The sequence below is a fragment of the Micromonospora sp. NPDC000207 genome, from assembly GCF_040300925.1.
Classification (GTDB): domain Bacteria; phylum Actinomycetota; class Actinomycetes; order Mycobacteriales; family Micromonosporaceae; genus Micromonospora.
The window spans coordinates 45,795-72,087 of the sequence record NZ_JBEPEQ010000010.1; the positions used below are offsets into that span (position 1 = coordinate 45,795).

Consider the following 26,293-nt stretch of genomic DNA (forward strand, 5'->3'; position numbering starts at 1 on the left):
TGACCTGCCGTCGGCCCAGGGGCGGACCATCCCGTCACCCCTGGCCGAGGAGTCCCCCATGCCCGCCAAGCTGCGCGCGTTCGCCCTCACCAACGCCCTCGGACGGTGGGGCAACAGCGGTACCGTCGTCGCACCCCGACCCCGTCCCGCCGTACCGGTGAACGTCAGGACCACCGCCGAGAGCCGACTTGTCGACAGCGCCGTCTACACCGGCGGGCGGCGGTACGCGTCCCCGGAGAGCCTCGCCGAGACGTACCGGTGCCTGGACGAGCAGGACGGGGCGATGGCCTGGATCGGCCTCTACCGCCCGGACGCCGGTCAGATCGCCTCGCTGGCCCGTGAGTTCAAGCTGCACGACCTGGCCGTCGAGGACGCGATCACCGCCCACCAACGCCCCAAGCTGGAGCGGTACGGCCAGACCCTCTTCGTGGTCCTCCGCGCGGCCCGGTACGTCGACTCCCGCGAGCACGTCGAGTTCAGCGAACTGCACCTGTTCATCGGCCCCGACTTCGTGATCACCGTCCGCCACGGTGAGGCCCCCGACCTGGCCGCCGTGCGACGTCGGATGGAGTCCGACCCGGGTCTGCTGGCTCGGGGCCCGGAGGCGGTCCTCTACGCCGTCCTCGACCAGGTGGTCGACGGGTACGCCCCGGTGGTCGCCGGGTTGGAGAACGACATCGACGAGATCGAGACCGAGGTGTTCGGCGGCGACCCGAAGGTCAGCCGACGCATCTACGAACTCAGCCGCGAGGTGATCGAGTTCCAGCGGGCCGCCCGCCCCCTCCTCGGCGTCCTGGACAACCTCGCCGCCGGATACACCAAGTACGGCACCGACACCGAACTCCAACGCCGACTCCGGGACGTCGCGGACCACCTGACCCACGTGGTGGAGCGGGTCGACGGGTTCCGGCACCTGTTGCAGAACATGCTCACAGTGAACGCCACCCTCGTCTCCCAGCAGCAGAACGAGGAGATGCGGGCGCTCACCGCGGCCAGCTACGAACAGAACGAGGAGATCAAGAAGATCTCCTCCTGGGCGGCGATCCTGTTCGCCCCCACCCTGATCGGCACCGTCTACGGGATGAACTTCGACCTCATGCCCGAACTGCACTGGCGGTTCGGATACCCCTTCGCGGTGGCGATGATGGGCATGGTCTGCGGCACCCTCTATCTGATCTTCAAGCGCCGCAACTGGCTCTGACCGACGCCACCCGCCCGACACGGTACGGTCCGGCAGGTGACAGTACTGCGCTCGCTCCTGCTGTTCGCCCTCGCTGCCGTCGCCGAGATCGGGGGTGCCTGGCTGGTGTGGCAGGGCTTCCGGGAGAACCGTGGCCTGTGGTGGATCGCCGGTGGACTGATCGCCCTCGGCGCGTACGGGTTCGTCGCCACCTTCCAACCCGACCCCAACTTCGGCCGGGTGCTGGCCGCGTACGGCGGGGTCTTCGTCGCCGGGTCGCTGGCCTGGGGCGTCGTCATGGACGGGTTCCGGCCGGACCGGTGGGACCTCACCGGTGCCGCCGTCTGCCTCCTCGGCGTCGCCATCATCATGTACGCCCCCCGGGGTTAGGGAGGGCACCTTGTCAGCAGGGATCGATCGGTGAACCGGCGGCGGGGAAGGAAGTTCGGGCGTCGGCTCGTCGAGGCGGCCCGTTCCGGCGCGGCCGGTCAGGTCGCAGACCTGCTCAGGGCGGGTGTCGATCCGGACGCGGTGGACGTCGAGGGGACCACTGCCCTCTACGCGGCGGCGGTGCAGAACGAGGTCGCTGTCGTACGGCTCCTGCTCGCCGCCGGTGCGTCGCCGGACCGCGAGAGTGGCCACGGTACGGAGGGCACGCCACTCTGCGCCGCTGCCTGTTGGGGACACCACGAGACGGTATCGGCACTGCTGGCCGGTGGGGCCGACCCCGGCCTACGGGAGGATCACGGCCTCGGCCGTTCCCCACTGACCTGGGCACTCCTCGGCCCGCATCCGGAGACCGTCGCCGTGCTGCGCGCGGCTGGAGCCCGTACCGACCGGTGAGGTTCGCCCGCGGACCGGAGGCCGCACGTCCGGTGAGAGGGGTGCCCGGCTCTACCGCGAGCGTTAACAAGGGACCCTTCCTTACACCGGGTAGGTGTGGGGGGTGGTGGGGGGAAGGGTTGCCCAGAGGTGTGTGCCGGGGGTGAGTCTCAGGGCTGCGGCGGCGGGTGGGGTGAGGTCGGCGTTCACCTCGATCGGGCCGGTCAGCTCCACCCGGAGGTGGTCGCCGTGCCGTTGCACCCCGACCACCTCGGCCGACCAGGTGTTCTCGGCGGGTTCGGGTCGGTCGGGGTGGAGGGCCACGGCGGTGGGTGGGAAGGCCACGAAGACGTCGCCGTGGAGCCGGTCGGTGGTGGACAGGGTCAGGCCCGACGGCACCGTGACCCGGTGTCCGTCGGCCGTTGCCCGTAGCAGGTTGAGTCCGACCAGTCTGGCGACGTACTCGGTGCGGGGGCGGGTGGTGACGGTGGTGGCGTCGCCCTCCTGGACGATCCGCCCGTGTTCCACGATGACCAGCCGGTCGGCCAGGGCCAACGCGTCGAGGGGGTCGTGGGTGACCAGCACTGCCGCGCCGGGGTGTGCGCCGAGGTGTCCGTGCAGTCGGGCCCGGGTGTCCAGTCGGGTGCCCGCGTCGAGGGCGGCGAGCGGCTCGTCGAGCAGGAGCAGTGTCGGTTCGACTGCCAACGCCCGGGCCAGGGCGACCCGCTGGGCCTGCCCCCCGGAGAGCTGCCGGGGCCGTCGGTGGGCGTGGTCGGCGAGGCCCACCCGGTCGAGCCAGTCGGCGGCCCGACGACGGGCGGCCCGTCTGTCGAGTCCCTGCCGTCGGGGTCCGAACGCCACGTTGTCGAGCACGTCGAGGTGCGGGAAGAGGAGGTAGTCCTGGAACACCACCCCGATGCGGCGGTGCTCCGGACCGACCGGGTGGCGGTGTCCGGGGCGGTCCAGTTCGACGCCGTCGAGGACGAGGTGACCGGCGTGCAGCGGGGTCAGCCCGGCCAGTGCCCGTAACGCGGTGGTCTTGCCCGCGCCGTTGGGGCCGAGCAGGGCGACCACCTCCCCGGCGGAGACGTGCAGTCGTACGTCGAGCCGGAAGTCGCCCCGGTCGACGACGAGGTGTCCGTCGAGCAGCGGGCCGGTCACGTGGTGCCGAGCCAGCGGTCCCGGAGCGCGGCGAGGATCGCCACCGAGACGACGAGCAGGATCAGGCTGAGCACTATCGCCGCCTCCAGGTCGGTTTCGAGGGCCAGGTACACCGCCAGGGGCATGGTCTGGGTGGTGCCCGGATAGTTTCCGGCGAAGGTGATGGTGGCACCGAACTCGCCGAGGGCGCGGGCCCAGGCGAGCACCGCCCCGGCGGCGATCCCGGGGCCGACCAGGGGCAGGGTGACCCGGGTGAAGGTGGTCCACCGTCCGGCCCCGAGGGTCGCGGCGGCCTCCTCGTACCTGGTGTCGACCCCGCGCAGTGCGCCCTCGACCGCGATGACCAGGAACGGCATCGCGACGAACGCCTCGGCGAGCACCACCGCCGTGGTGGTGAAGGGCAGGGTGAGGCCGAAGGTCTGGTCGAGCCACCCGCCGAGCAGCCCTCGGCGGCCGAAGACCAGCAGGAGGGCCACACCGCCGACCACCGGCGGGAGGACCAGCGGCACTGTGACCAGGGCGCGGACCAGCCGTCGGCCGGGGAAGTCGACCCGGGCCAGCAGCCAGGCCAGGGGGACGCCGAGCACCAGGCAGAGCACTGTGGCGAGGGTGGCGGCCAGGATCGACAGGCGGAGCGCGGCGAGGACGCCCGGTTCGGTGAGTCGGTGGGGCAGGGTCGACCAGGGGGTGCGCACCAACAGCCCGACCAGCGGCACAGTGAGGAAGAACAGCCCGAGTCCGGCGGGCACCAGGAGGGCCACCGGCATCCGGGGTCGGTCTCGTCGGCGTACCCGCCGTCGATCGGGGTGGACGGGGGCGGGGGTGGTCACGGGGTCTGGAAACCGGCTCGGGTGAGGACCGTCCGGCCCGGTTCGGAGAGGACGTACGCGACGAACTCCCGCGCCCCGGTGGGGTTGGGGGCGTCGGCGAGACCGACGATCGGGTAGTCGTTGATCGCTTCGCCGGATTCGGGGAACTCGACCCCGTCGACCCTCTCGGCGGCCCGGACGTCGGTGCGGTAGACGAGGGCGGCGTCCACCTCGCCCAGGGTGACCTTGGCCAGCGCCCCCTTGACGTCCCGTTCCAGGGTCACCGGGGTCACGTCGACGTCGGCGGCGGCCAGGGCCCGCCGGGCCGCCGCCCCGCAGGGGGCCTGTTCGGCGCAGAGCGCCACCTGGACGTCGGGTCGGGTCAGGTCGGCCAGCCCGGTGATCCGTTTCGGGTTGCCCGGGGCGACGGCGACGACCAGTTGGTTGCTGACGAAGGTGGCGGGCGGGCCTTCGGCGGCGCCCGCCTCGGTGACCCTGACCATGGTGGCCGGGTCGGCGGCGGCGAAGACGTCGGCCGGGGCCCCTTCGGTGATCTGCGTGGCCAGGCCGGAACTGCCGGCGAAGTTGAACCGGACGACGACCCCGGGGTGGGCCGCCTCGAACTGTGTACCGATGGTGGTGAACGCGCCGGTCAGCGAGGCGGCGGCGAAGACCGTCACGGTGCCGGTGACTGTCGTGGCGTCGCTGTCGCCGCCCGGCCGGTCGGTGGTGGCGCATCCGGCGACGGCGAGCAGCGCCGCAGTGGCCAGGGCGACCGGCGCGACGGGGAATCTCGGGATCGTCACGACGTGCTCCTTCGCTGGCTGCCGACGGTGGGGGCGGCCCGCTCCACCACCACGGTGGTCGACTTGATCACGGCGACGGCGACGGATCCGACGGCGAGGCCCAGCTCGTCGACGGCCTCCCGGCTCATCAACGACACGATGCGGAACGGCCCGGCCTGGATGTCGACCTGGGCCATCACGGAGTCCCGGACGACCGCGGTGACGATGCCGCGTAGCCGGTTGCGGGCGGAGGACTCCTCGGCCCGGTCGTCGGGGCGGGTCCGCTGGGCACGCAGGAACGCGGCGAGGTCGACGCCGTCGACGATGCGGTGCCCGTGGTCGTCGCGGGCGGCCGGGAGCCGTCCGGCGTCGACCCACCGCCGGACGGTGTCGGTGCTGACGCCGAGCAGGTCGGCGGCCTCGCTGATCCGGTACGTGGTCACCGGGCCAGGTTATCGACTCGTTGTTGCGAGGTTGAATCGGCTTCTCGACATGCAGATGCCAGGAGTATTGCGGTCCTGGGCTCGTGGTTGCGACTCGACAGCTCCGCCCTGTCCGGCCGGTGCCGACAAGTTACCTCTCAGTAGTCGAGCGAATGCACTCAGCAACCTCTCAGTTAGCGGTGTTAGCTTCCCCGCCAAGCCCGAATCCACTGAGGACGACGACGATCGTCTCTGCTGGCAAGGGTTTTGGTGAGGTCTGTTCACGTCCGGGTCGGGTCCTTGCGGACACGCCGGCTGGTGAGGGAGAAGTACGTGGTCTTCAAGCGGATGCTGGGTGCGTTCGGGGTGGGCGCACCCAGCGTCGACACGGTCCTGTCCAACCCGCACACGCGGCCCGGTCTGCTGCTCGACGGGCAGGTGAACCTCACCGGCGGCAGCAGCGACGCCGAGATCGACCACATCGTGCTCGGCCTGGTCACCCGGGTCGAGGTCGACGGCGCGGAGACCGAGCACGACGCCGCTGTCGAGTTCCACCGGATCCAGGTCGCCGGTGGCCTCCACCTGGGCGAGGGGCAGCACATCGCCCTGCCGTTCCAGGTCCCGGTGCCGTGGGAGACCCCTGTCACCAGCCTGTACGGGCAGCCCCTGCACGGGATGACGTTGGGTCTGCGTACCGAGGTCGCGATCCGGGGGGCCGTCGACAAGGGCGACCTCGACCCGGTGCAGGTGCACCCGCTGCCGGTGCAGGAGCGGATCCTGGAGGCGTTCGGCCGACTCGGATTCCAGTTCAAGGGCGCCGACCTGGAACACGGCTACATCTCCGGCCTCCACCAGAGCCTGCCGTTCTACCAGGAGGTCGAGTACTTCGCCGCTCCGCAGTACGCGCACGGGATCAACGAGGTCGAGCTGACCTTCGTGGCCAACGAGTACGGCGTCGACGTGGTCCTGGAGTTCGACAAGCGGGGCGGACTCTTCACCCCCGGTCACGACTCGTACGGCAGGTACCGGGTGGCCCACGCCGACGCGGACAGCACCGACTGGGCCGTCCAGGTCGACGGCTGGCTGCGTCAGGCGCTGGACCAGCGTCAGTCCCTGCTGGGTGGGGGCTACGGCACCGCCACCGGCTATCCGTCCCAGCCCGGCTACGGCCAGCCCGGCTATCCGTCCCAGCCCGGTTACCCGGCGCAGCCCGGTTACGGCCAGCCGGCGTACGGCCAGCCCGGCTACGGTGCCCCGCACGGCGGGTACCAGGAGGAACACCACGAGCGTCGGGGACCCGGGATGGGTGCGGTGGTGGCGGGGGTGGCCGGTGGCGCGGCCCTGGGCTTCGCCGGTGGCATGGTCGCCGACGAGGTCTTCGACGCCTTCGAGGGGGACGAGGAGGAGGACGGCGAGGAGGGCTGAGCCCACCCGCGCTCCACAGTGGACTTACGACGGCCATTGATGATGTAATTCGTGAAGTTCAACCGTATCCGAGGGGGATTGTCCCGTTCGGGTCTTGCAAAGGAGTACCGATGCCCGTCACCGCCGACTTCACCAAGCTCGTCGACAAGTCGTACCAGGACAAGAGCGTGGCCGAGCTGGTCGACGCCCCGGTGGCCGCCCTCCTGGGGGTGAGCGACGGCGACGCCAAGCTGCTCAAGGAGGCCTTCAACATCACCACCGTCGGCGACCTGGGCCGCAACCCGTACTTCCGGACCGCGCAGGCGCTCGTCGCCCTCACCGGCGACGCCCGCTGACCCGTTCCGGGCGGCACTGACCGTTCCGGTCGGCTTCGACCTGCTCCGACGCCCGGCGGCACCGGTGGGAGACCACCGGCCGCCGGGCGTCGGCGGTTCACCGCCCGGCGAGGGTGTCGGCCAGCCAGTCCAGCTGACGTCGGGTGTGGACGGCCTCGCCGCCCTCGTGCCCGTTGAACGGATAGGTGTGGATTCGCCGCTCCGGCGGCACGGGGCGGCCGTTCGCCGCGCCGTACTGGTTGTACGCCGCGAAGCCGGTGCTCGGTGGGCAGACCGGGTCGCGCAGGCCGATGCCGAAGTGGGCCGGTGCGACGGCCCGTCGGGCGAAGGTGACCCCGTCGACGTAGGAGAGGGTCCGTCGTACCGTCGTCTCCACGTCCCGTTGGACGGCGAGGTACCGCACGATCTCCCCGTAGGGCGGGGCGTCGGTGAGGTCGAGGGCCCGCTGCACGTGGCAGAGGAACGGGGCGGTGGTCAGCACTGCGGCGAGGTCCGCGACGAGTCCGGCCACCGCGAGGGCGAGACCCCCGCCCTGACTGTTGCCGGTCACGACGACCCGGCGGACGTCCACGCCGGGCAGCGCACGGGCGGCGGTGACGGCCCGGACCGCATCGGTGATCAGTCGACGGTAGTAGTAGTCGTCCGGGTCGAGGATCCCCCAGGTGACCGGCGACGGGCCGCCGGGAGCGCCGTACGGGTCGGGGGTGTCGCCGGGGCCGTACTGGCCGGACTGACCCCGACTGTCCATGAGCAGGTGCGCGTACCCGGCGACCGGCCAGAGCAGCCGTTCGTGGGGCAGGCCCCGACCCCGCCCGTAGCCGACGTACTCGACGACGGTGGGCAGTGGGGTGGCCACCTCCCGGGGGCGGGTGTACCAGGCGCGGACCGGGTCACCGGCGTACCCGGTGAAGGTGACGTCCCAGGTGTCGACGAGTCGTAGTCCGGTCGGTGCGGGCCGGACGTCCACCAGGGCGGGGCGGGTGGCGGCCTCGGCGAGGGTGGACTGCCAGAAGACGTCGAAGTCGGCGGGTTCGGCGACGGCGGGGACGTACCGTTCGAGCTGGTCGAGGGGGAGGTCGAAGAGGGGCATCGGGCCTCGCTGCGGGGGCGGTCAGGGATGCGGGTTCGGTGGTGCGGTGCTCTCCCGGACGACCAGCTCGGTCACCAGGTCGATCCGGCTGGTCGACAGCTCCGTGCCCCGAGCCAGGTCGAGCAGCATCTGTGCGGCGGTCCCGGCCATGTCCCGGAGGGGCTGGTTGACTGTGGTGAGCGCGGGGCCGATCCAGGCGGCGAAGGGCAGGTTGTCGTACCCGATGACGGAGAGGTCTTCGGGGACCCGCAGGCCGAGCTGCCGTGCGGCCCGCAGGACCCCCATGGCCTGGAGGTCGGAGCCGGCGAAGATGGCGGTCGGGCGGTCCGGTCGGCTGAGCAGCTCCATGCCGTGGTGGTAGCCGGCATCCACGTAGAAGCTTCCGTACCGGACCAGCGTCGGGTCGACGGTGAGGCCTGCCTCGTCGTGGGCGAACCGGAATCCGGCGGCCCGGGCCCGGCTGCACAGGACGTCCTGCGGTCCGGAGATGATCGCGACCCGCCGGTGGCCGAGTTCCAGCAGGTGACGGGTGGCGAGGAGCCCGCCGTTCCAGTTGTTCGAGCCGACTGTCGGCACCGACGCCGAGGTGGCGCTGTCGGTGTCGACGACGACGAACGGGATCAGCTGCCGTTGTAGTTGCTGCTGCTGGGGCTCGGTCAGGTGGCACAGGACGAAGAGGACGCCGAGGGGGCGGCGGGCGAGGGCCGCGTCCAGCCACGCCTGGGAGGGGCTGTGCGCGCCGCCGAGCTGGGAGACGGCCAACCCGATCCCGGCGGTGGCGGTGACCGCCTCGACGCCGCGCAGGATCTCGGTGGCCCACTCGGAGTCGAACTCGTGGAACACCAGGTCGATCTGGCCGGCGCTGGCCGGTTGGCGGCGGCTGCGTCGCCGGTACCTGTTGCGTTCCAGGCTCTCCTCGACCCGGGCCCGGGTCTCCGGGGAGACGTCCGACCGACCGTTGAGGACCTTCGAGACCGTCGCCACCGAGACCCCGACCTCGTCGGCGATGGTGGCGATGGTGGCGGCAGTGGCGGGGGACGCCGTGGGCGGGCGCAGCACTGTCATCGGAGCCTCATCCAGACCATGGCGAAAGTTTCGAGGAACTTTAGCACGCGGGGGTGCGCGCGCCGGGTGCCAAGATCCTGAAAATCGTGATCATCGTACGAGGTCGACTGCATATCCGCTGTGAACAGGGAAAGTCGACAGTCGATCTGAGGGCCTTGACACATTCGGGCCGGACACCTAGGTTTCCGAAACAGATACCGCACTTGTTGCCGAAACTTTCGGGCTGTTCTCGGCGGCGGCGATGCGGCCACCACCTGGGCAGACGCGGTCGAAGGCTAAGGGGTCCGGATGAGAAGTCAGTTGCCCGTCGACACCGGTCCGGCGTCCGGAGACGCCGCCTGGCGCGATCCGCAGCTGCCCCCCACCGACCGGGCCGACGCGCTCATTCCGCTGATGTCCCTGGAGGAGAAGGTCGCCCAACTCGTCGGGGTCTGGGTCGGCGCCGACGCCTCGGGCGAGGGGGTCGCCCCGCACCAGGCCGACATGCTCCGCGACGACGCCCCACAGTGGAGCGAGTTGATCCGGTACGGGTTGGGCCAACTCACCCGCCCCTTCGGCAGCGCACCCGTCGACCCGGTGCAGGGCGCCCGCTCGCTGGCGGCCTCCCAGGCGCAGATCGTGGCGGCGAACCGGTTCGGCATCCCGGCCCAGGTCCACGAGGAGTGCCTGACCGGTTTCGCCGCCTGGCGGGCCACCGTCTACCCCACACCGCTGGGGTGGGGTGCCGCCTTCGACCCGGACCTGGTCGAGGAGATGGCCGGGCAGATCGGCAGGTCGATGCGGGCCGCCGGAGTGCACCAGGGATTGGCGCCGGTCCTCGACGTCACCCGGGACTACCGGTGGGGGCGGACCGAGGAGACCATCGGCGAGGACCCGTACCTGGTGGGAACGACCGGCGCGGCGTACGTCCGGGGGCTGGAACGGGCCGGGATCGTCGCCACCCTCAAGCACTTCGCCGGGTACTCCACCTCCCGGGGTGGACGCAACCTCGCCCCGGTGTCGATGGGTCCCCGGGAACTCGCCGACGTCATCCTTCCCCCGTTCGAGATGGCGCTGCGACTCGGCGGGGCGCGCTCGGTGATGAACTCCTACACCGAGATCGACGGTCTCCCGTCCGCCGCCGACGAGGGGCTGCTCACCGGCCTGTTACGGGACCGGTGGGGGTTCACCGGCACCGTCGTCGCCGACTACTTCTCCATCCGGTTCCTCCAGACGGTGCACGGCGTGGCCGCCGACGGTACGGAGGCGGCCCGGCTCGCCCTGCGGGCCGGGATCGACGTCGAGCTGCCCACCGTGGACGCCTTCGGTCCCGGTCTGGTCGCGGCGGTCCGCGCCGGACGGGTCGACGAGGCGCTGGTCGACAGGGCGCTGCGCCGGGTGCTGGTCCAGAAGGCCGAGCTGGGCCTGCTCGACGAGGACTGGCAGGGGCTGCCGACCGACGTCGACCGACTCCGGTTCGACGACGAGTCCGGCCGGGACGTGGCACTGCGGTTGGCCCGTCAGTCCGTGGTGCTGCTGCGCAACGACGGGCTGCTGCCGCTGCGTTGCGGGCTGCGGGTCGCGTTGGTCGGCCCGGTCGCCGACGACCCGACGGCCCTGCTGGGCTGCTACTCGTTCCCCAACCACGTCGGAGTCCACCCCGAGTACGGGCTGGGCCTGGAGATCCCGTCGTTGCGCGACGAACTCGTCCGGTTCCTCCCCGACCTCGTGCACCGACCGGGGTGCGCGGTCACCGGGGACGACACCACGGGCATCGACGCGGCTGTCGAGGCGGCCAGCGCCGCCGACGTCTGCCTCCTCGCCGTCGGCGACCGGGCGGGCATGTTCGGCCGGGGCACCTCCGGGGAGGGCTGCGACGCCGAGGACCTCCGCCTGCCCGGGGTGCAGGCCGACCTGGTCCGGGCGGTCCTCGCCACCGGCACTCCGGTGGTGCTGGTCCTGATGACCGGGCGGCCGTACGCGCTCGGCCCGGAGTTCGACGGTGCCGCCGCTGTCGTCCAGGCGTTCTTCCTCGGTCAGCGCGGCGGACAGGCCCTCGCCGAGGTGCTCACCGGCGCGGTGGACCCCTCCGGTCGACTGCCGGTGAGCGTGCCCCGTACCGCCGGAGGACTGCCCGGGACGTACCTCTCCCCGCCGTTGGGCCGCCGGTCGGAGGTCTCCTCGGTGGACCCCACGGCGGCGTACCCGTTCGGGCACGGGCTCGGCTACACGACCTTCGAGTGGACCGACGCAGGGGTTCCCGACGCCGTGCAGGGGGCGTCGACCGAGCCTGTCGACTGGCCAGTCGACGGCGAGACCACGGTACGGATCACAGTCCGCAACACCGGCCTGCGGACCGGTACCGAGGTGGTCCAGCTGTACCTGCACGACCCGGTCGCCCAGACCACCCGCCCGGTGGTCCGGCTCGTCGGGTACGCCCGGGTGCCGCTGGAGCCGGGCGCGGCGGCGGACGTGACGTTCCGGGTGCCCGCCGACGTGGCCTCCTTCACCGGACGCGACGGTCGACGGATCGTGGAGCCCGGCGACGTGCAACTGCGGTTCGGCAGGTCCAGCGGGGAGACGTCGGGGACGGTGTCCCTGCGATTGACAGGTGCCGAGCGTCAGGTCGGGTACGACCGGGAGCTGCTCACCACTGTGACCGTCGACCGGGCCGAGGTCGGGCCGGTGGTGACCGTCGGGTCGGAACCGCGACGATGACCACCGGCACCCGGCGGCCCCCGGCGGTGGACCCGCCGCGCGGGACGCCGGCCGTCCGGGCGCGGGTGGTACGCCCCCGGCGGCGGAGTTGGCGGCAGGCGCTGCGCCGGGACTGGCAGCTCTACTCGCTCGCCGTCCTGCCGCTGCTGTTCTTCCTGATCTTCCGGTACCTGCCGATGGTCGGGAACGTGATCGCGTTCCGCCGGTTCCAGCCCGGCGGGAGCATCTTCGGTGAGTACTGGGTCGGGCTGCGCTACTTCCGGATGTTCTTCACCGACCCCACGTTCTGGCAGGTGTTCACGAACACCCTCGTGCTGGGGACCCTCACCCTGCTGTTCTGCTTCCCGCTGCCGATCGTGCTGGCGTTGCTGCTCAACGAGGTACGCGCCCGTCGGCTCAAGCGTTTCGTCCAGTCCGTGTCGTACCTGCCGCACTTCCTGTCCATAGTGATCGTGGCGGCGATGGTGATGCAGTTGCTGTCCGTGGACGGCACCGTCAACCAGATCGTCAGGGCCGCCGGGGGTGACCCGGTCTCGTTCCTGCAACAGCCGGAGTGGTTCCGGGCGGTCTACGTCTCCTCCGAGGTCTGGCAGACAGTCGGGTGGGGGACGATCCTGTACCTCGCGGCCCTGACAACAGTCGACGACAACCTTTACGAGGCGGCCCGGATCGACGGGGCGAACCGGTGGCGGCAGACCTGGCACGTGACCCTCCCCGGGATCCGGCCGACGATGGTGACCCTGCTGATCCTCAACATCGGCAGCTTCATGGCCGTCGGATTCGAGAAGATCCTGCTGCTCTACAACCCGCTGACGTACCCGACCGCCGACGTGATCTCCACGTACCTGTTCCGGATGGGCTTCGAGTCCAGCAACTTCAGCTACGCGGCGGCGATCGGCCTCTTCGAGGCGGTCATCGGGTTGATCCTGGTCGTCTCGGCGAACCTGATCTCCCGCCGTACGGTGGGGACGAGCCTGTGGTGACCGGCACCGCGCAGCGGACGCCGGGCCGACGCGGTGTGCCCACGACGCCGGGTCGGCGGGGGCGCAGGCCGGGGGAGAGCCGGGGCTACCGGGTCTTCCAGGTCGTCAACGGGATCGTCCTGACCGCAGTCGTGGTGGTGACCCTGTACCCCTTCGTCACCATCGTGGCCCGCTCGCTCAGCGACGAGGCGTACATCATCTCGGGGCAGGTCAACCTGGTGCCCCGGGGGTTCGACCTGACCGCGTACCGGCTGGTGACGTCCGACGCGATGTTCTGGACGAACTATCGCAACACTGTCGTCTACACGGTGGTCGCCACCGTCATCTCCCTGGTGCTGACCACCTGTTACGCGTACGTCCTCTCCAAGCACCGGCTCCGGGGGCGCGGGGCGTTGGTGGGGGTCGCCCTGTTCACCATGTTCTTCACCGGCGGGCTGATCCCGAACTACGTGCTGATCACCAGCCTGGGGATGAAGAACAGCATCTGGGCGGTGGTCCTCCCGAACGCGATAAACGTGTTCAACCTGCTGGTCATGAAGGCGTTCTTCGAGAGCCTCCCGGCCGAGTTGGAGGAGGCCGCCGCGGTGGACGGGCTGAACACGTACGGGATCCTCCTGCGGATCGTGTTGCCCCTGTCCAAGGCGATCATCGCCACGATGGTGCTGTTCTACGCGGTCTCCTTCTGGAACTCGTGGTTCACCGCGTTCCTCTACCTGGACCGGCAGGAACTGCTTCCGGTCACCGTCTACCTGCGCAACCTGATCGCCGGTGCGACGGGTGCGGGCTCGGCCGGGGTGGTCCCCGACGCCGACGCGGTGCAGGCGGCGGCCACCCTCCAGTCGGTGACCATCGTGCTCACCACCCTGCCGATCCTGGCGGTCTACCCGTTCCTCCAGCGGTTCTTCGTCTCCGGCGTGCTCCTCGGCGCGGTCAAGGGGTGATCGGGCCGGCCGCGCACCCCGTCGCACCACCCCACCCACCACCACCGTTCGAAAGGACGAGCCATGCACCATCGAATGCGGCGCGGCGCGGCGATCGCCGCGGCCGGGCTGCTCGCGCTCAGTCTCGTCGCCTGCTCCGAGGAGTCGCAGGAGTCGACCGACCTCTCCGGCAACCGGGTCGGCGCGATGGCCGACTACGGCGTCGGTGACCAGTTCACGGCGACCGAACCACTCGACTTCTCGGTGCTCTACAACAACCACACGTTCTACCCGCTGCGCAGCGACTGGCTGCTCTGGTCGGAGTTGACCAAGCGGACCAACGTCACGCTGGAGCCGGTGGCGGTGCCGCTGAGCGACTACGAGCAGAAGCGCAGCCTGCTGATCGGGGCCGGGGACGCCCCGCTGATCATCCCGAAGACGTACCACCCGCAGGAGAACGCGTACATCGCCTCCGGTGCGATCCTCCCGGTCAGTGACTACCTCGATCTGATGCCGAACCTCAAGGACAAGATCGAGAAGTGGAACCTCGGGCCGGAGATCGACCAGCTCCGGCAGACCGACGGAAAGTTCTACCTGCTCCCCGGGGTGCACGAGAAGCCGTGGCACGAGTACTCGATAGCGGTGCGGACCGACGTCCTGGACGAGCTGGACCTGGAGATCCCGAAGACCTGGGACGAGGTGTACACGGTCCTGAAGGCGATGAAGGCCCGGTACCCGCAGAGTTACCCCTACTCGGACCGGTGGAGCAAGCCCACCCCCGGCGGTTCGATGTTGAGCATCGTCGGTTCCTCGTTCGGCACCCGGGCCGGGTGGACCTTCCAGCACGCCACCTGGGTACCCGGGGAGGAGAAGTTCGTCTACACCGGGGCCAGTGAGCAGTACCGGCAGATGCTGACGTACCTCAACAAGCTGGTGGCCGAGGGACTCCTCGACCCGGAGAGCTTCACCCAGACCGACGACCAGGCTCGGCAGAAGCTCGCCAACGGCAAGTCGTTCGTCATCGGGTCGAACGCCCAGAGCCTCGTCAACGAGTACCGTCCCGACCTGGCCAAGACCCTGCCGGAGGCGAAGCTGACCAAGATTCCGCTGCCGGTCGGCCCGGCCGGGGAGATCAACCCGGCAAGTCGCCTGGAGAACGGGGTCATGATCAACAGCAAGGCCCGGGACAGCGAGAACTTCGTGGCCATGATGCAGTTCGTCGACTGGCTCTACTACTCCGACGCCGGTCAGGAGTTCGCGAAGTGGGGGGTGGAGGGCACCACCTTCACCCGGGACGCCACCGGGAAACGGACCCTCGCCTCCGACGTCGACATGGTCGGGCTCAACCCGAAGGCCGGCAGGCACCTCCAGAAGGACTTCGGCTTCCACAACGGCGTCTTCACCTACGGCGGGAACCTGGAGCTGGTGCAGTCCCTCTTCTCCGCCGAGGAGATGGAGTTCCAGCGGGTGATGAACGCGCGTCGACCGGTCGAGGTGGCCCCGCCGTACCCGTTCACCGACGAGGAACGGGAACAGGTGTCGCTCTGGGAGACCCCGCTCAAGGACCACGTCACCCAGAACACCCTGCGCTTCATCCTCGGCCAACGACCGCTGACCGAGTGGGACGCCTACGTCGCCGAGCTCCGGAGCAAGAACATGGACGCCTACCTGGAGCTGGTGAACAGCTCGTACGACCGGTTCCGCAAGGCCAACGGCTGACGACAGTGGGAGCCCGGCACCCGCCGGGCTCCCACCCCGACCCGCGTCGACGCCCCACGGAGGACAGGAATGCGTCACATCGTCGCCGACCAGCCCGTCGGACGGTTCCCCGAAGCCTGGCGGGCCTGCGTCGGCACCGGCCGGCTCGACCTGGCGTTGCGCCGCGACTACCACGACTCCCTGGCCATGGTGCAGCGCGACATCGGGTTCCGGCACATCCGGGGGCACGGCCTGCTCAGCGACGGCGTCGGGATCCACCGCCCCTACGAGTACGAGGGCACCCGCCGGGTGCACCACTCGTTCGGCTACCTCGACCAGATCGTCGACGGCTTCCTCGACCTGGGCGTGAAACCCTTCGTGGAGCTTGGGTTCATGCCGTCGGCCCTCGCCTCCGGCGACCAGACGGTGTTCTGGTGGCGGGGCAACGTCACCCCACCCTCCTCCTGGTCGGAGTGGGCCGACCTGGTCCGCGCCACGGTCGGGCACCTCGTCGACAGGTACGGCCTCGACGAGGTCCGGCACTGGCCGATCGAGGTGTGGAACGAGCCCAACCTGACCGACTTCTGGGCCGGCGCCGACCGCGACGCCTACCACCGGCTCTACGAGGTGTCCGCGTACGCCGTCAAGGAGGTCGACCCGGCGTTGCAGGTCGGCGGCCCGGCCATCTCGCCCGGGGCCGACGAGTGGCTGGTGCCCTTCGCCGAGTACGTCACCGCTCGGGGGATCCCGGTGGACTTCGTCAGCCGACACGCCTACACCTCCGGACCGGCCCGGCACGTGCCGTTCGGCACCTACCAGACCCTGGAACCGGCGACCGACCTGCTGGAACAGTTCGCCGCCCCGGCGCGGCACCTGGCCGACACCCCGCTGGCCGGGCTGCCGGTCCACATCACCGAGTTCAACTCCTCGTACCGGCCGGACAACCCGATCCACGACACGGCGTTGCACGCCGCGTACCTCGCCCCGGTGCTGGCCGCCGGGGGTGACCTCGTCGACTCCTTCTCGTACTGGACGTTCTGCGACGTGTTCGAGGAGCAGGGCATCCCGACGGCGCTGTTCCACGGCGGGTTCGGCCTGCTCACCCACAGGCAGATCCGCAAACCCACCTACCACCTGTACGCCTTCGTCGCCCGGCTCGGCGACGAGGTCCTGGCCCGAGGCGACGACCACCTGGTGACCCGACACCCGGACGGACGGGTCGCGGTACTGGCCTGGGGCCCCGTGGACGTCACCGGCCGCGATCCGGTGCCCGAGCGGCACACGGTGGAGCTGTCGGTCCCGCTCGGGCCACCCGGCACCGCGTCGGCGTTCCTGCTTCGCTCCTCGGTCGGCGAGGAGGCGGGCAACGCCTTCGCCGCCTGGCAGGAGATGGGCCGTCCCCGATCCCCGAGCCCCCGACAGCTCGACGACCTGCGGGCGGCGGCCGAGCCGACCCGTACCCACCGGGCGACGCCGGTGGTGGCCGGGCGGGTCGAACTGGACCTGAGCCTGACCCGGCACGAGGTGACCCTCGTCGAACTGACCCCGGTGGTGGACGAGACCCCGCCCTGGTGCGACGACACCCGCCTGCTGGGGGACCGGCGGTGACCTCGCAGACCGTCGGGCAGTTCGGCGACGGACCGCTGTCGCGGGGAGCTGCCCGGATCCACACCCTGTTGGTGGTGGAACTCCTCCTGCTCGCCGCCGCCCTCCCGGCCCTGGTCGGCCTGGTCGGTCTCGGTACCGACCCGAGCAACCTGCCACTGCTGGTGGTCTGCCTGACACCGGTCGGCCCGGCCGTCTGCGCCGCCCTCTACGCCCTGCACCACCAGCGGCTCGACCTCACCGACCTGCACCCGGCCCGACTGTTCCTGCGCGGGTACCGGGTCAACGTCGTCGCGGCGCTGCGGGTGTGGGTGCCGACGCTGCTCTGGGTGGCGGTCGTCGCGGTGAACCTCGACCACCTCGACGCCGCCGCCGTACCCCGCTGGTGGGTGGTGCCGTCGGTGCTGGTCGGCGTGGCGGTGACAGTGGTCGGGGTGACCGCCCTGACGGTCACCGCGCTGTTCGACTTCCGGACCCGGGACGTCCTCCGGCTGGCCCTGTACTTCCTGGTCCGTACGCCCAGCGTGCCGGTGGGCACCCTGCTGCTGCTGGCCGCCGGGGCCGGTGTCGTGGCGGTCTTCTCCGAGGCGGTGCTCGCCCTGTTCGGCGTGCTGTTCGTCTGGGCGCAGCTGCGGATCGGCGAACCCATGACCACCCGGCTGGCCCGGGAGTTCGTCGCGTGACCCGTCTGATCGACTACCATCGTTCCACTGTGGATTTCAGGCCCGGCGTGGTGCTTCGGGAGGATTCGTGATCGGCGACGAGAAAGCCGTCCACCCGGCCTGGCTGGCCCCGGAGGCGTTCCGCCCACTCGGCTCCCGCCGGGTCCTGGTGCACGGCGACGGGCCGCTCGTCGACACCGTACTCACCGAGGTCACCCTGGCCTGCGCCCGGTTCGGGGGCCGGGTGCGGCGGTCGGCGTACCCGCCCCCGCCCGAGGGTGACCCGGAACCGACCGGAGCTGTCGACGTGGTCCTCGCGCTGCGCTGGGCCGGCCCGCTGCCCGAACCGGCGGCCCGGGCGGTCGCCGCACTGCACGAACGCGGGGGCGGGATCGGCGACGAGGGTTTCCTGCTGACCCGGGTGGACGAGGTGACGGTCCTGCTCGCCGGTGGCCCGGCCGGACTGCTGTACGGGCTGTTCCACCTGGTCCGGCTCGGGGCGGCGGCGTACTCACCCGACCTGGCCACCCAGCGGCACCGGCCCGGTCTGCGCCGCCGGATGCTCAACCACTGGGACAACGTCTCCTGCCACCCGGTGATGGGGCAGGTCGAACGGGGCTACGCGGGCGGGTCGATCTTCTGGCGGCACGGGGCGGCCCGACGCGACCTGGCCCGGGTCCGGGCGTACGCCCGACTGCTCGCCGCCGCCGGGATCAACGCCATCTCGGTCAACAACGTCAACGTCGGCCCGGTGGAGGCGCGACTGCTCACCGACCACCTCGGTGACGTGGCCGAGATCGCCGACACCCTCCGGCCGTACGGCATCCGCCTGCACCTGTCGGTCAGCTTCGCCGCCCCGGTCACCCTCGGGGGCCTGGCCACCGCCGACCCGCTCGACGAGAAGGTCCGCGCCTGGTGGGCCACCACCACCCGGCAGGTGTACGAGCGGATTCCCGACTTCGGCGGGTACGTCGTCAAAGCCGACTCGGAGGGGCAACCCGGCCCCTTCACGTACGGCCGCAGTCACGCCGACGGGGCGAACCTCCTCGCCGAGGCGCTGGCCCCGCTCGGGGGTGTGGTGCACTGGCGGGCCTTCGTCTACAACCACCACCAGGACTGGCGGGACCGCAGCACAGACCGGGCGCGGGCCGCGTACGACCACTTCGCCCCGCTCGACGGCGACTTCCGTACCAACGTGATCCTCCAGGTCAAGTACGGGCCGATCGACTTCCAGGCCCGGGAGCCGGTCTCCCCGGTGATCACCGCGATGCCGGCGACCCGCCTGGCCGTCGAGTTCCAGGTCACCCAGGAGTACACAGGCCAGCAGCGGCACGTCTGCTACCTCGGGCCGCACTGGAGCGAGATCCTCCGGTTCCACCCCTGGGGGCCCGACGGGGGAACCGTCGCGGAGATCGCCGCCGGGACGGCCACCCCCGGGCCGACCGGCTACACCGACCCGAGCCGCAGTGGGCTCGGCCACGGCGGGGGCATGGTCGCCGTCGCCAACGTCGGTGACGACCAGTTCTGGTGTGGACACCCCCTGGCCCAGGCCAACCTGTACGCCTACGGGCGGCTCGCCTGGGATCCCGGCCTCGAACCCCGGACCGTCCTCGACGAGTGGATCGACCTGACCTTCCCACCCGGCAGCACCGCCGACCCCGACCTGGTCCGGGAGACTCTGCACGAGATCATGGGCGACTCCTGGCACACCTACGAGCGCTACACCGCCCCGCTGGGCGTCGGCTTCATGGTCGACCCGGACGGACACTACGGCCCCAACGTCGACGGGTACGAGTACAGCAGGTGGGGCACCTACCACCACGCCGACCGGGACGGGGTGGGCGTGGACCGGACCCGGGCCACCGGCACCGGCTACACCGGCCAGTACCCGTACCCCTGGTCCGAGGTGTACGAATCCGTCGAGCGGTGCCCCGACGAACTGCTCCTCTTCTTCCACCACGTCCCGTACGCCCACGTCCTGCACAACGGCAGCACCGTGATCCAGCACATCTACGACACCCATTTCGCCGGATTCGAGCAGGTCGAGACGATGCGACGACGCTGGCGTCGGCTACGCGGGACGATCGACGCACCGGTGTTCACCCGGGTCGCCGAACGCCTCGACGAGCAACTCCGCAGCGCCCGGGAATGGCGCGACCAGATCAACACGTACTTCTACCGTAAGTCCGGCGTACCCGACGAGCGAGGCCGCCGCATCTACTGACCCCCGTCACCGCCCCCTGCGGGTTGCCACACCGAGAACGCGGTATTCCCTGCGAATCTTGGACGGAATCTGTCCGCACCTGACAGTTTCCGTCCAAGATCCGCGCCGATGCGGCCGAGTTGTGCGCTGGCGACATGGCGATGGGGCGGCGTGGCTGCGGGGGCGGCGTGGAGCCGTGGCGGTGGGGTGGCGTGGCGGTGGGGCGGGGTCGGGCGGCATGAGTGCCACGCCACATTCCGCCGGAAATCGGCGAAGGGGTCGAACCGAGTCCCGGGCGGCACGTAGAGCAGTCGACAGGCAACCCCGACCCGTGGACGGAGCCCACCATGGCCGACAGCCCCACCCAGCGGACGTCGTCACCTCCGCCGAAGGAGTGGTACGACCAGCTGTCAGATTTTCCCGCACTGAACATCCGGGAGAACTACGACAGACTTTATTCTCGGTACGCGGAACTGACAGAAATCGAGAACAATGATCGCCTGTCGTTAATGGAACGGAAATCGGCTGCTACAGAGAAGGCGAGGTTGCAGACATCCTTCGAGAAAGGCTACGCCTGCTACTGGCCCAACACCGAAGCGGGGCAGTCTTATCTGCTGAAGCATGGAGGCGACATGCGCAGCCCGGAGGCGATTGCGGCTGGGGTGCCGCAAATGACCGGTCCGGGAGTACCGCGTATCGCGATCGCGGAGGTCGAATACGACCAGCGACACGTCTCGGCTGTCGCCTCATCGGCCTCCCCGATGCCAGGGAAAGCGACGATGCTCGCCCCGGAATGGCCTGCCTCGCAGGTTCAGAGCAGCGGCCAGGCGGGCCACGTGAACCCCTCCAGCCCTTCCAGCCCTCCGAAGGCCGACAATCAGGGCGGACGTCCCGCCAACCGGGCGAAGACCAACTCTTGACGATTGTCGGTTTGCTGTCGGGAGGCGACACCGGCCGGTCCGGGCGGTGGTGCGGCACCGCCACCCGGGCGGGGTCAGGCCCCCGCTTGCAGGACAGTGGTGAGGGCGAGGGCGCCGAAGAGGAGCAGGACGCTGGCGATGTTCAACAGACCGGCGGCGAGCAGCGGCTGACGGCGTACCCCGTAGTAGCCGGCGGCGAGCACGCCGGCGAGCACGCAGATCGCGGCCGGAGCCAGTCGCGGCCCGTCTGCCGCGCCGACGACGATGAGGAACGCGCCGAGGACGCCGAAGAAGACGACGGTCCCGGCGAGGCCCGACAGGATGTTCGCCTGCTTCGGCAGGTTGCCGCTCCGCTGCATGGCCATGACCTCGACGGTAGCAACGAAGCAGGATGATCGCAGGCCGGACCGACAGTGGTCCGGCCCACTGAACCCCCAGGATGGAGATCGACAATGCCTGATCAGGACGACAAAGCCTGGTTAGCGCAACACTCTGCGTGGCGTACCCCCGGCCCGAGCCAGGACCGGGGTCCCAACCGGGACGCGGATGCGTGGCGGGTGGCTGCGGCGCAGATGACCTCACCCCGACCCGGCCGCAGCTCCGCGTCGACGTCCGCCCCCGACCGTGCCCCACGACCCGTCCCGCGTGACCGCAGGGCCCGGGAGACCCAGACGGCGAGCGTGAGGTCGACCGACGCGACGGCGATGGAGGTGGGGCGGTACCTCACCGATTTCGACAGGCAGAGTCCCAGGTGGTTCAGCGACCATCGGGCAGAGAACCCGCCGGGGTACGAGCGGACGGAGCAGAACGCCCCACCCGGCTACCTCGGTCAGGACCAGGCGGTGACCGCCGAGGTCGCCCGGGCGACCGGCCGGCCCGGATCGGCGGGTGACCCGCCCGGCGCCGACCAGGTGACCCGACCCGGTCCCGAGTCCTCGGCCACCCGGCCGTCCGAGCGGTCCCAGACCGGACCGGCACCGTCGACCGGCCATGGTCCGGTACGCGGAGGGCGCACCAGCGGGTGACGGCCCGACGGGGCCCCGATCCACCGGGGTCCCCGTCGCCCGTGTCGAACACCGCAGACCTGCTCGGTCGGCGGACGAAGGAGCGGGCCGGGGCGGAGGGGGTGGACGAGCAGCGGTCAGCCCTTGTCGCTGCGCCGCCCCCGGGCCAGCAGTTCGGCACCGTCCAGCAACTCGTCGCGTTCTGCCTCGCTCATCAGCGTCAGGTTGTAGAGGTGATCGATCAGAGGTCGTCTGTTGATCCGCAGTTCCGTCGCGAGGGACGAGACCCACGTTATGTCGTGGATCGGATCGGCGATCGCTGCCTCGATCAGCTCCAACGGCATGAGGAACATGGCGGCAAAGGCGTTTGCCCGCTGTTCGAGGGAGCGGGGTGCCCAGGGGCCGCTCGCGATGGCGACCTTCTGCGCGCTGGATCGGTCGTACAGCAGGTGACAGAGCTCATGCGCCAGATTGAAGCGCTGGGCGTTGGTCGACCTGAAGAACGACGAAGAGGTGTTCTGGATGACGGTGGGCGTGTGGTGTCGACCAACCAGACAGCAGGCCCGGATCTTCGGATCGTCCAGATGACGTTCGAGGACTCTGACGCCGAGCCGTTCGATCAGTCGGTGTACGTCTACCCAGCCGGCTGAAAGATCGATGTTCAATTCGGCGTGCAGGGTCTCGGCCAGGTCGTACCCCTGCTCCCAGGGGCGAAGCGAGTTGTTCATCGGTGCCGGGCGGCTGAGTGTCGTCAGCTCGGTCAGCACCGGATCCGGAGAATACTGTTCGACGAGCACGGCTGTGACGGTCCGGACGTCGTTCGGGGTCACCGTCGGCGACATCGAGCTGAACATGAGTGCGGCATGACAGGAGCCGGTGACGACAATCGAGTCACTCTCCGTTCGCAGGGCTTCGCCAGCGCTGTCGGGTGTGCCGAGTTCCTGCAGCTCCTCGACGATCTCTGACCAGCGAACGTGCCACTTGGTCTGGGGATCCGTGTGGTGAAGTCGCTCGGGCGGCGCGGACTCCCCGCGCACCCCGGCTAGCCACTCGACTCGGGAGGGGTTCTGCGCGGGGTCGCTGATCTGTCGGATCGACCGTTGTAAGGCGGCCAGTCTGCCGGCGTCGTCCGGTGCTACCTCGGCTAGATGGTTCGTCGCTGCCGACAGCACCTCGTAGAGAGGGCGGGCTACCTGGTCAGGGGTGAGAAGGGCTGATCCCTGTGCCGAGCTGTAACGGAAGTTGTAGGGCGCCCCGGCCAAGGGCTGAGCATTCCAACTGAGTTCGACCAGGTCCCGAACCCGCCGGATGACGAGGTTGGGGAAAAGGCCACCCGACCGAGCTTTTCGGATGGCGTGCCGACCGCGCCACTGATAGCGCTCCTTTTCCCACGCCAGGGTTTCGGCCTCACCGGCGAGCGGCGGCGCGAATCGGGTCAACTCAAGCGCCTCGGCCGCGGTCTCCGCGATGTTCCGATTCGGAAGCTTCTCCTCGTGCAGCAGAGGATTCCAATTCGCCGCGAACCACTCGATCAGTGGTAGAAGATACCAGTGGGCGCTTCTGAGGGTCTCGTTCTGGTCCACGTGGGCGCAGAGATTCTGGCCGTGCACCCAGAATTCGACCGACCCCCAAGAGGCCGCGTCGACGGGGTCTGCGCCGACACCCTCGTCCGGGTCCGGCATGAAGGCGAGTCGGACTGCGAACGAGTCCTCGTTACCGGCGAAGCGTTCCCACCGTACCGCGGGGCCGTCCGCGTGCGGGGGACAGATCGATCCATGGCGGCCGGGCGTCGGGATCGGCTTGTGCTTCGGGTTCGGTTCGTACACGAGGCTCAGCGGCTCTGTGGTGTCCTGAGTCGGCTCGTGATCTTCCACGCCTACCTCCAAGCGAATCAGCCGTCCACACAGGATCTCAACCCCGGAGCCCGACGGCCACCCCGGGTGCCCTGGCAGTGACGCTTGGTGGTGCTGACGGGTGGCGCTGCGGTGCTGTCCCCGGCTGCGGCGTGGACCCCCGCCGTCCGGCCGCCTCTCGATCCTTGGTGCAGAGGCGGCCGGACGGCACGACGACAGCCGGGGTCAGGCCGTGGCGAGGGCGGTACGGAGGCGGCGGGCCTCGGTGACCAGCCGACTGGACCCACCCCGGTCGGCGACCTCGGTCAGCCCGGGGACCTCGATCCGGACCCCGGTCGTGGTGGCCGTCTCGGTGGCCAGGGTCAGCAGGTCGGGCAGACCACGGGGGGACCGCCCGGCGGTGAGCATCCCGGGGAGGGCGGCGGCGAGCAGCCGCCACACGGTCAGGGGGGCACCGGCCAGGGCGGCGTCGCGCAGCGGCCCGATCGCCCGGGACAGCTTCACCAGCTCGGCGACGACGAGCGTGCCGAGCTGGTTCCCGGTGCCGACCGGGTCGAACGTGCCGGCCGCCGCCATCGCCAGGAGGGCGTCCACCGTGGCCACCCGGTCCGCGTCGTACCGGGCACCGAGGCCGTAGGCGACGGCCAGGTCGAGGGCCACCCCGCCGGGGCCGGTCGTCTCGGCCAGCAGGGGCAGGATGGCGGTCCCGTCCCGTTGGTCCTGGTCTGCGGAGTTGACCACGATCGGCAGGGCGACCGCGGCGACCACCCCCCGGTGTCCGGGCAGGAGCGACGGCCAGAGCCGGTCCCAGCCGACGTCGCCGTAGGCGTGCCCCGGGTAGGCCGCGTCGGCGGTGAGCAGCCCGTACCGGTCCTGGTACCCCTCCGGTGGCCGCAGCTCCACCAGGATCCGGCGGGCGACCTCGCGGAAGTAGGCGGCGTCGTAGCGGCTGACGTCCTTCGGGCGGACCGAGGTGGTGGTGACCCGCATGACAGGTTGGGGCAGCCCGCCGCCGCGCAGCCAGGCGGCCATCCGGTCCCCGGCCGGGGTGCCCAGGGCGGCGGCCTTGTCGGCGACAGCGTCGTCGGGGCCGGTGGGCAGCCGCAGGAGGGCCTGGGTGAAGTCCCAGTGCCAGGGCTGCCGGTCGCCGAGCGCTGTCAGCCGCTCCAGCAGGGCGAGCGGGTCGAGCTGACCGTTGGCCGAGGTGGGGTCGGCGATCAGCCCGGTGTTCCCGGGGTCGTCGAGGTGCATCCCGATCTCGGCGAGTCGGGCCCGCAGGAGCCGGTGTACGGCGGGCACCCGGGGGTCGGTGGGGGCCAGCTCCGTCTCCTTCGGCGACGGGTCGGCCCGGCGTACGGCGGCCAGCAACGACTCCCACCGGCTGCGCCGCCGGACCGGGTGCTTGGCACCGGCGGTGGTGAACACGTCGCAGACGACCTCGCAGAGGCAGAACGGGTCCCACCTGTGCAGGTTGGCCCACGACCAGTGCCGGCGTTCGACGACCGGGGCGAGGGCGTCGTGCACCCGGGCGGCGTCGACGGCGGTGAGCCGGACCAGCCCGTCGAGGATCCGCTCCATCGGGGTGCCCTGGCGGGGGGTGCCGAGCAGACCGGCGACCTCCTCGGCCAGCTCGTCGACGTCGGTGATCGGCGGCGAAGCCGGGGCCGGAGGCGCGGGGGTGGGCAGGTCGTCGCCGCGTGGTTCGGCGACCGCCGGGCCGACGTCGCCCGCCGCCGGGTCGAAGCCGTGCCTGGCGGCCAGGGCGGTGGCCCGGTCGCGTACCTCCACCGCGGGGTGTTCGGCAGCCACCGCGATCACCTCGGCGATTTCCGCCGCCCGATCCCGGTGCGGCTTGCGGGCCACCTTGTCGAGCCAGGTGAGCTGCGCCTTGACCAGGGTCTTGTCCGGCCGGTACAGCACCTCACGGGAGGCGTCGAGGATCGAGTCCAGCGCGAGGTCGGGCAGCTCCCGCAGCCTCTTCTGCGCCATCGTGGCGACCGGGGCCGGGGCGTCGGTGAGCAGCCGGAGGTAGTCGGTGGTCCGGGCGGTGACCTCGGCGGTGGTCGGCGCGAGCAGGTCGAGCAGGATGACGAAGGCCCGCAGGGCGCTGGGTTTGTCGCCACGCAGGAGTCGACCCGACGCGCCGTCGATCAGCGTCGTCCGGTCGACGACGCCCTCACCGGCCAGCTTCACCAACGCGTTGACCAGGGCGTGCCGCTCCCGGTTCTCCCAGTCGCCGTCGACGAGGTCGTAGTTCATCGCCGTACCGATTCCGTCGACCTGGAACAGTCGGGGCAGCATGTACGGCAGGAACGGGTCCTCGCGGAGCTGGTCCGCGAGCGGCTGCCGTCGCCCCCGACCGGGGCGGTCGGGGAACTGCACACTGCTCAACCAGAGCTGCACCGACTGGTCGTCGGTCGGGGGCTCGACCCCGGTGGCCCGGACCAGCGCGGCGACGAACCGCCACCTGTCGATCCAGCTCTGCTGGTTGAGTCGGGCGGCGAGCCGGTGGGCCAGTTCGCCGAGCCAGGTGATCTTCCGTTGTTCGGCGACGGTCCGTACCAGCTCGGCGGCGCGGTCACCGTCCAGGGCGACGGAGCGGCGGGTGAGGACCGCCGCCGCCTGCGCGGCGGTGGGCAGGCACCCCACCACGG

The 26,293-nt window shown here is 70.7% G+C and carries 23 protein-coding genes; 14 read left to right on the plus strand and 9 right to left on the minus strand.

The genetic code is table 11. The annotated features are described in order from the left end of the window. The first annotated feature begins 58 nt into the window (after window positions 1-58). Genes ABT336_RS04770 through ABT336_RS04780 form a run of 3 tightly spaced genes read left to right on the plus strand, consistent with a single transcriptional unit; the run spans window position 59 to window position 2,023 of the window. Window positions 59-1,201, plus strand: coding sequence for a magnesium and cobalt transport protein CorA (locus ABT336_RS04770; protein WP_350895149.1), 1,143 nt, complete (start codon window positions 59-61; stop codon window positions 1,199-1,201). Between the two features lie 36 nt (window positions 1,202-1,237). Continuing rightward, complete coding sequence (locus tag ABT336_RS04775) at window positions 1,238-1,570, plus strand: YnfA family protein (RefSeq protein ID WP_350895150.1); 333 nt, start codon at window positions 1,238-1,240, stop codon at window positions 1,568-1,570. Window positions 1,571-1,600: 30 nt separating this feature from the next. Beyond that, entirely contained in the window at window positions 1,601-2,023 is a 423-nt protein-coding gene (locus ABT336_RS04780; protein ID WP_350895151.1) for an ankyrin repeat domain-containing protein, read from the plus strand. A gap of 81 nt (window positions 2,024-2,104) precedes the next feature. Here ABT336_RS04780 and ABT336_RS04785 read toward each other — a convergent pair whose 3' ends face one another. The 4 genes from ABT336_RS04785 to ABT336_RS04800 are packed head-to-tail and all read right to left on the minus strand — an operon-like array spanning window position 2,105 to window position 5,200. Further along, window positions 2,105-3,163, minus strand: coding sequence for an ABC transporter ATP-binding protein (locus ABT336_RS04785; protein WP_350895152.1), 1,059 nt, complete (start codon window positions 3,161-3,163; stop codon window positions 2,105-2,107). Continuing rightward, on the minus strand, window positions 3,160-3,930 hold the full coding sequence (locus ABT336_RS04790) for an ABC transporter permease (protein ID WP_350895153.1): 771 nt from the start codon (window positions 3,928-3,930) through the stop codon (window positions 3,160-3,162). The genes ABT336_RS04785 and ABT336_RS04790 overlap by 4 nt, the downstream gene beginning before the upstream one ends. Before the next feature lie 59 nt (window positions 3,931-3,989). After that, window positions 3,990-4,772: a molybdate ABC transporter substrate-binding protein gene (gene modA / locus ABT336_RS04795; RefSeq protein WP_502891105.1), complete on the minus strand. Its 783-nt coding sequence runs from the start codon at window positions 4,770-4,772 to the stop codon at window positions 3,990-3,992. Between the two features lie 2 nt (window positions 4,773-4,774). Continuing rightward, entirely contained in the window at window positions 4,775-5,200 is a 426-nt protein-coding gene (locus ABT336_RS04800) for a TOBE domain-containing protein (protein WP_350895154.1), read from the minus strand. Between the two features lie 312 nt (window positions 5,201-5,512). Between ABT336_RS04800 and ABT336_RS04805 the strand changes: the two genes are divergently transcribed. Then, window positions 5,513-6,604 carry a sporulation protein gene (locus tag ABT336_RS04805; protein WP_350895174.1) on the plus strand — a complete coding sequence of 364 codons (1,092 nt, stop codon included), beginning with the start codon at window positions 5,513-5,515 and terminating at the stop codon, window positions 6,602-6,604. A 110-nt stretch (window positions 6,605-6,714) separates the two neighbouring features. Then, window positions 6,715-6,939 carry a hypothetical protein gene (locus ABT336_RS04810; RefSeq protein WP_350895155.1) on the plus strand — a complete coding sequence of 75 codons (225 nt, stop codon included), beginning with the start codon at window positions 6,715-6,717 and terminating at the stop codon, window positions 6,937-6,939. A gap of 97 nt (window positions 6,940-7,036) precedes the next feature. On the opposite strand, the gene ABT336_RS04815 is transcribed toward ABT336_RS04810, so the two are convergent. Both ABT336_RS04815 and ABT336_RS04820 read right to left on the minus strand, forming a co-directional pair. Further along, the gene (locus ABT336_RS04815) at window positions 7,037-8,029 is read right to left on the minus strand and encodes an acetylxylan esterase (RefSeq protein ID WP_350895156.1); all 993 of its coding nucleotides are present in this window, start codon (window positions 8,027-8,029) and stop codon (window positions 7,037-7,039) included. Window positions 8,030-8,050: 21 nt separating this feature from the next. Next, the gene (locus ABT336_RS04820) at window positions 8,051-9,094 is read right to left on the minus strand and encodes a LacI family DNA-binding transcriptional regulator (RefSeq protein ID WP_350895157.1); all 1,044 of its coding nucleotides are present in this window, start codon (window positions 9,092-9,094) and stop codon (window positions 8,051-8,053) included. 288 nt (window positions 9,095-9,382) lie between these two features. Here ABT336_RS04820 and ABT336_RS04825 point away from each other — a divergent pair, with 288 nt between their 5' ends. The 8 genes from ABT336_RS04825 to ABT336_RS04860 all read left to right on the plus strand — a co-directional run bounded on the left by ABT336_RS04825 (window position 9,383) and on the right by ABT336_RS04860 (window position 20,782). Beyond that, window positions 9,383-11,791 carry a beta-xylosidase/alpha-l-arabinosidase gene (locus ABT336_RS04825; protein ID WP_350895158.1) on the plus strand — a complete coding sequence of 803 codons (2,409 nt, stop codon included), beginning with the start codon at window positions 9,383-9,385 and terminating at the stop codon, window positions 11,789-11,791. Then, window positions 11,788-12,774, plus strand: coding sequence for an ABC transporter permease (locus ABT336_RS04830; RefSeq protein WP_350895159.1), 987 nt, complete (start codon window positions 11,788-11,790; stop codon window positions 12,772-12,774). The genes ABT336_RS04825 and ABT336_RS04830 overlap by 4 nt, the downstream gene beginning before the upstream one ends. After that, a complete protein-coding gene (locus ABT336_RS04835) occupies window positions 12,771-13,715 on the plus strand; it encodes a carbohydrate ABC transporter permease (RefSeq protein WP_350895160.1) in 945 nt (314 codons plus the stop codon). Before ABT336_RS04830 ends, ABT336_RS04835 begins: the two co-directional genes overlap by 4 nt. A 63-nt stretch (window positions 13,716-13,778) precedes the next feature. After that, the gene (locus ABT336_RS04840) at window positions 13,779-15,413 is read left to right on the plus strand and encodes an ABC transporter substrate-binding protein (RefSeq protein ID WP_350895161.1); all 1,635 of its coding nucleotides are present in this window, start codon (window positions 13,779-13,781) and stop codon (window positions 15,411-15,413) included. A 69-nt stretch (window positions 15,414-15,482) separates the two neighbouring features. Then, on the plus strand, window positions 15,483-17,000 hold the full coding sequence (locus tag ABT336_RS04845; protein WP_350895162.1) for a GH39 family glycosyl hydrolase: 1,518 nt from the start codon (window positions 15,483-15,485) through the stop codon (window positions 16,998-17,000). Then, entirely contained in the window at window positions 16,997-17,680 is a 684-nt protein-coding gene (locus ABT336_RS04850; protein WP_350895163.1) for a hypothetical protein, read from the plus strand. The genes ABT336_RS04845 and ABT336_RS04850 overlap by 4 nt, the downstream gene beginning before the upstream one ends. A 67-nt stretch (window positions 17,681-17,747) precedes the next feature. After that, window positions 17,748-19,883, plus strand: coding sequence for an alpha-glucuronidase (locus ABT336_RS04855; RefSeq protein ID WP_350895164.1), 2,136 nt, complete (start codon window positions 17,748-17,750; stop codon window positions 19,881-19,883). Between the two features lie 326 nt (window positions 19,884-20,209). After that, on the plus strand, window positions 20,210-20,782 hold the full coding sequence (locus tag ABT336_RS04860; RefSeq protein WP_350895166.1) for a hypothetical protein: 573 nt from the start codon (window positions 20,210-20,212) through the stop codon (window positions 20,780-20,782). A gap of 74 nt (window positions 20,783-20,856) precedes the next feature. On the opposite strand, the gene ABT336_RS04865 is transcribed toward ABT336_RS04860, so the two are convergent. Beyond that, window positions 20,857-21,147, minus strand: coding sequence for a hypothetical protein (locus ABT336_RS04865; RefSeq protein ID WP_350895167.1), 291 nt, complete (start codon window positions 21,145-21,147; stop codon window positions 20,857-20,859). Between the two features lie 315 nt (window positions 21,148-21,462). On the opposite strand from ABT336_RS04865, the gene ABT336_RS04870 reads away from it, so the two are divergent. Next, window positions 21,463-21,807 (plus strand): hypothetical protein, encoded by a 345-nt coding sequence (locus tag ABT336_RS04870; RefSeq protein ID WP_350895168.1) that lies wholly within the window; start codon window positions 21,463-21,465, stop codon window positions 21,805-21,807. 116 nt (window positions 21,808-21,923) lie between these two features. Here the strand turns inward: ABT336_RS04870 and ABT336_RS04875 are convergent, their stop codons facing one another. Further along, window positions 21,924-23,660 carry an ImmA/IrrE family metallo-endopeptidase gene (locus ABT336_RS04875; protein WP_350895169.1) on the minus strand — a complete coding sequence of 579 codons (1,737 nt, stop codon included), beginning with the start codon at window positions 23,658-23,660 and terminating at the stop codon, window positions 21,924-21,926. A 204-nt stretch (window positions 23,661-23,864) separates the two neighbouring features. Then, the coding region (locus tag ABT336_RS04880; protein ID WP_350895170.1) for a hypothetical protein at window positions 23,865-26,293 on the minus strand (2,429 nt) is incomplete at its 5' end.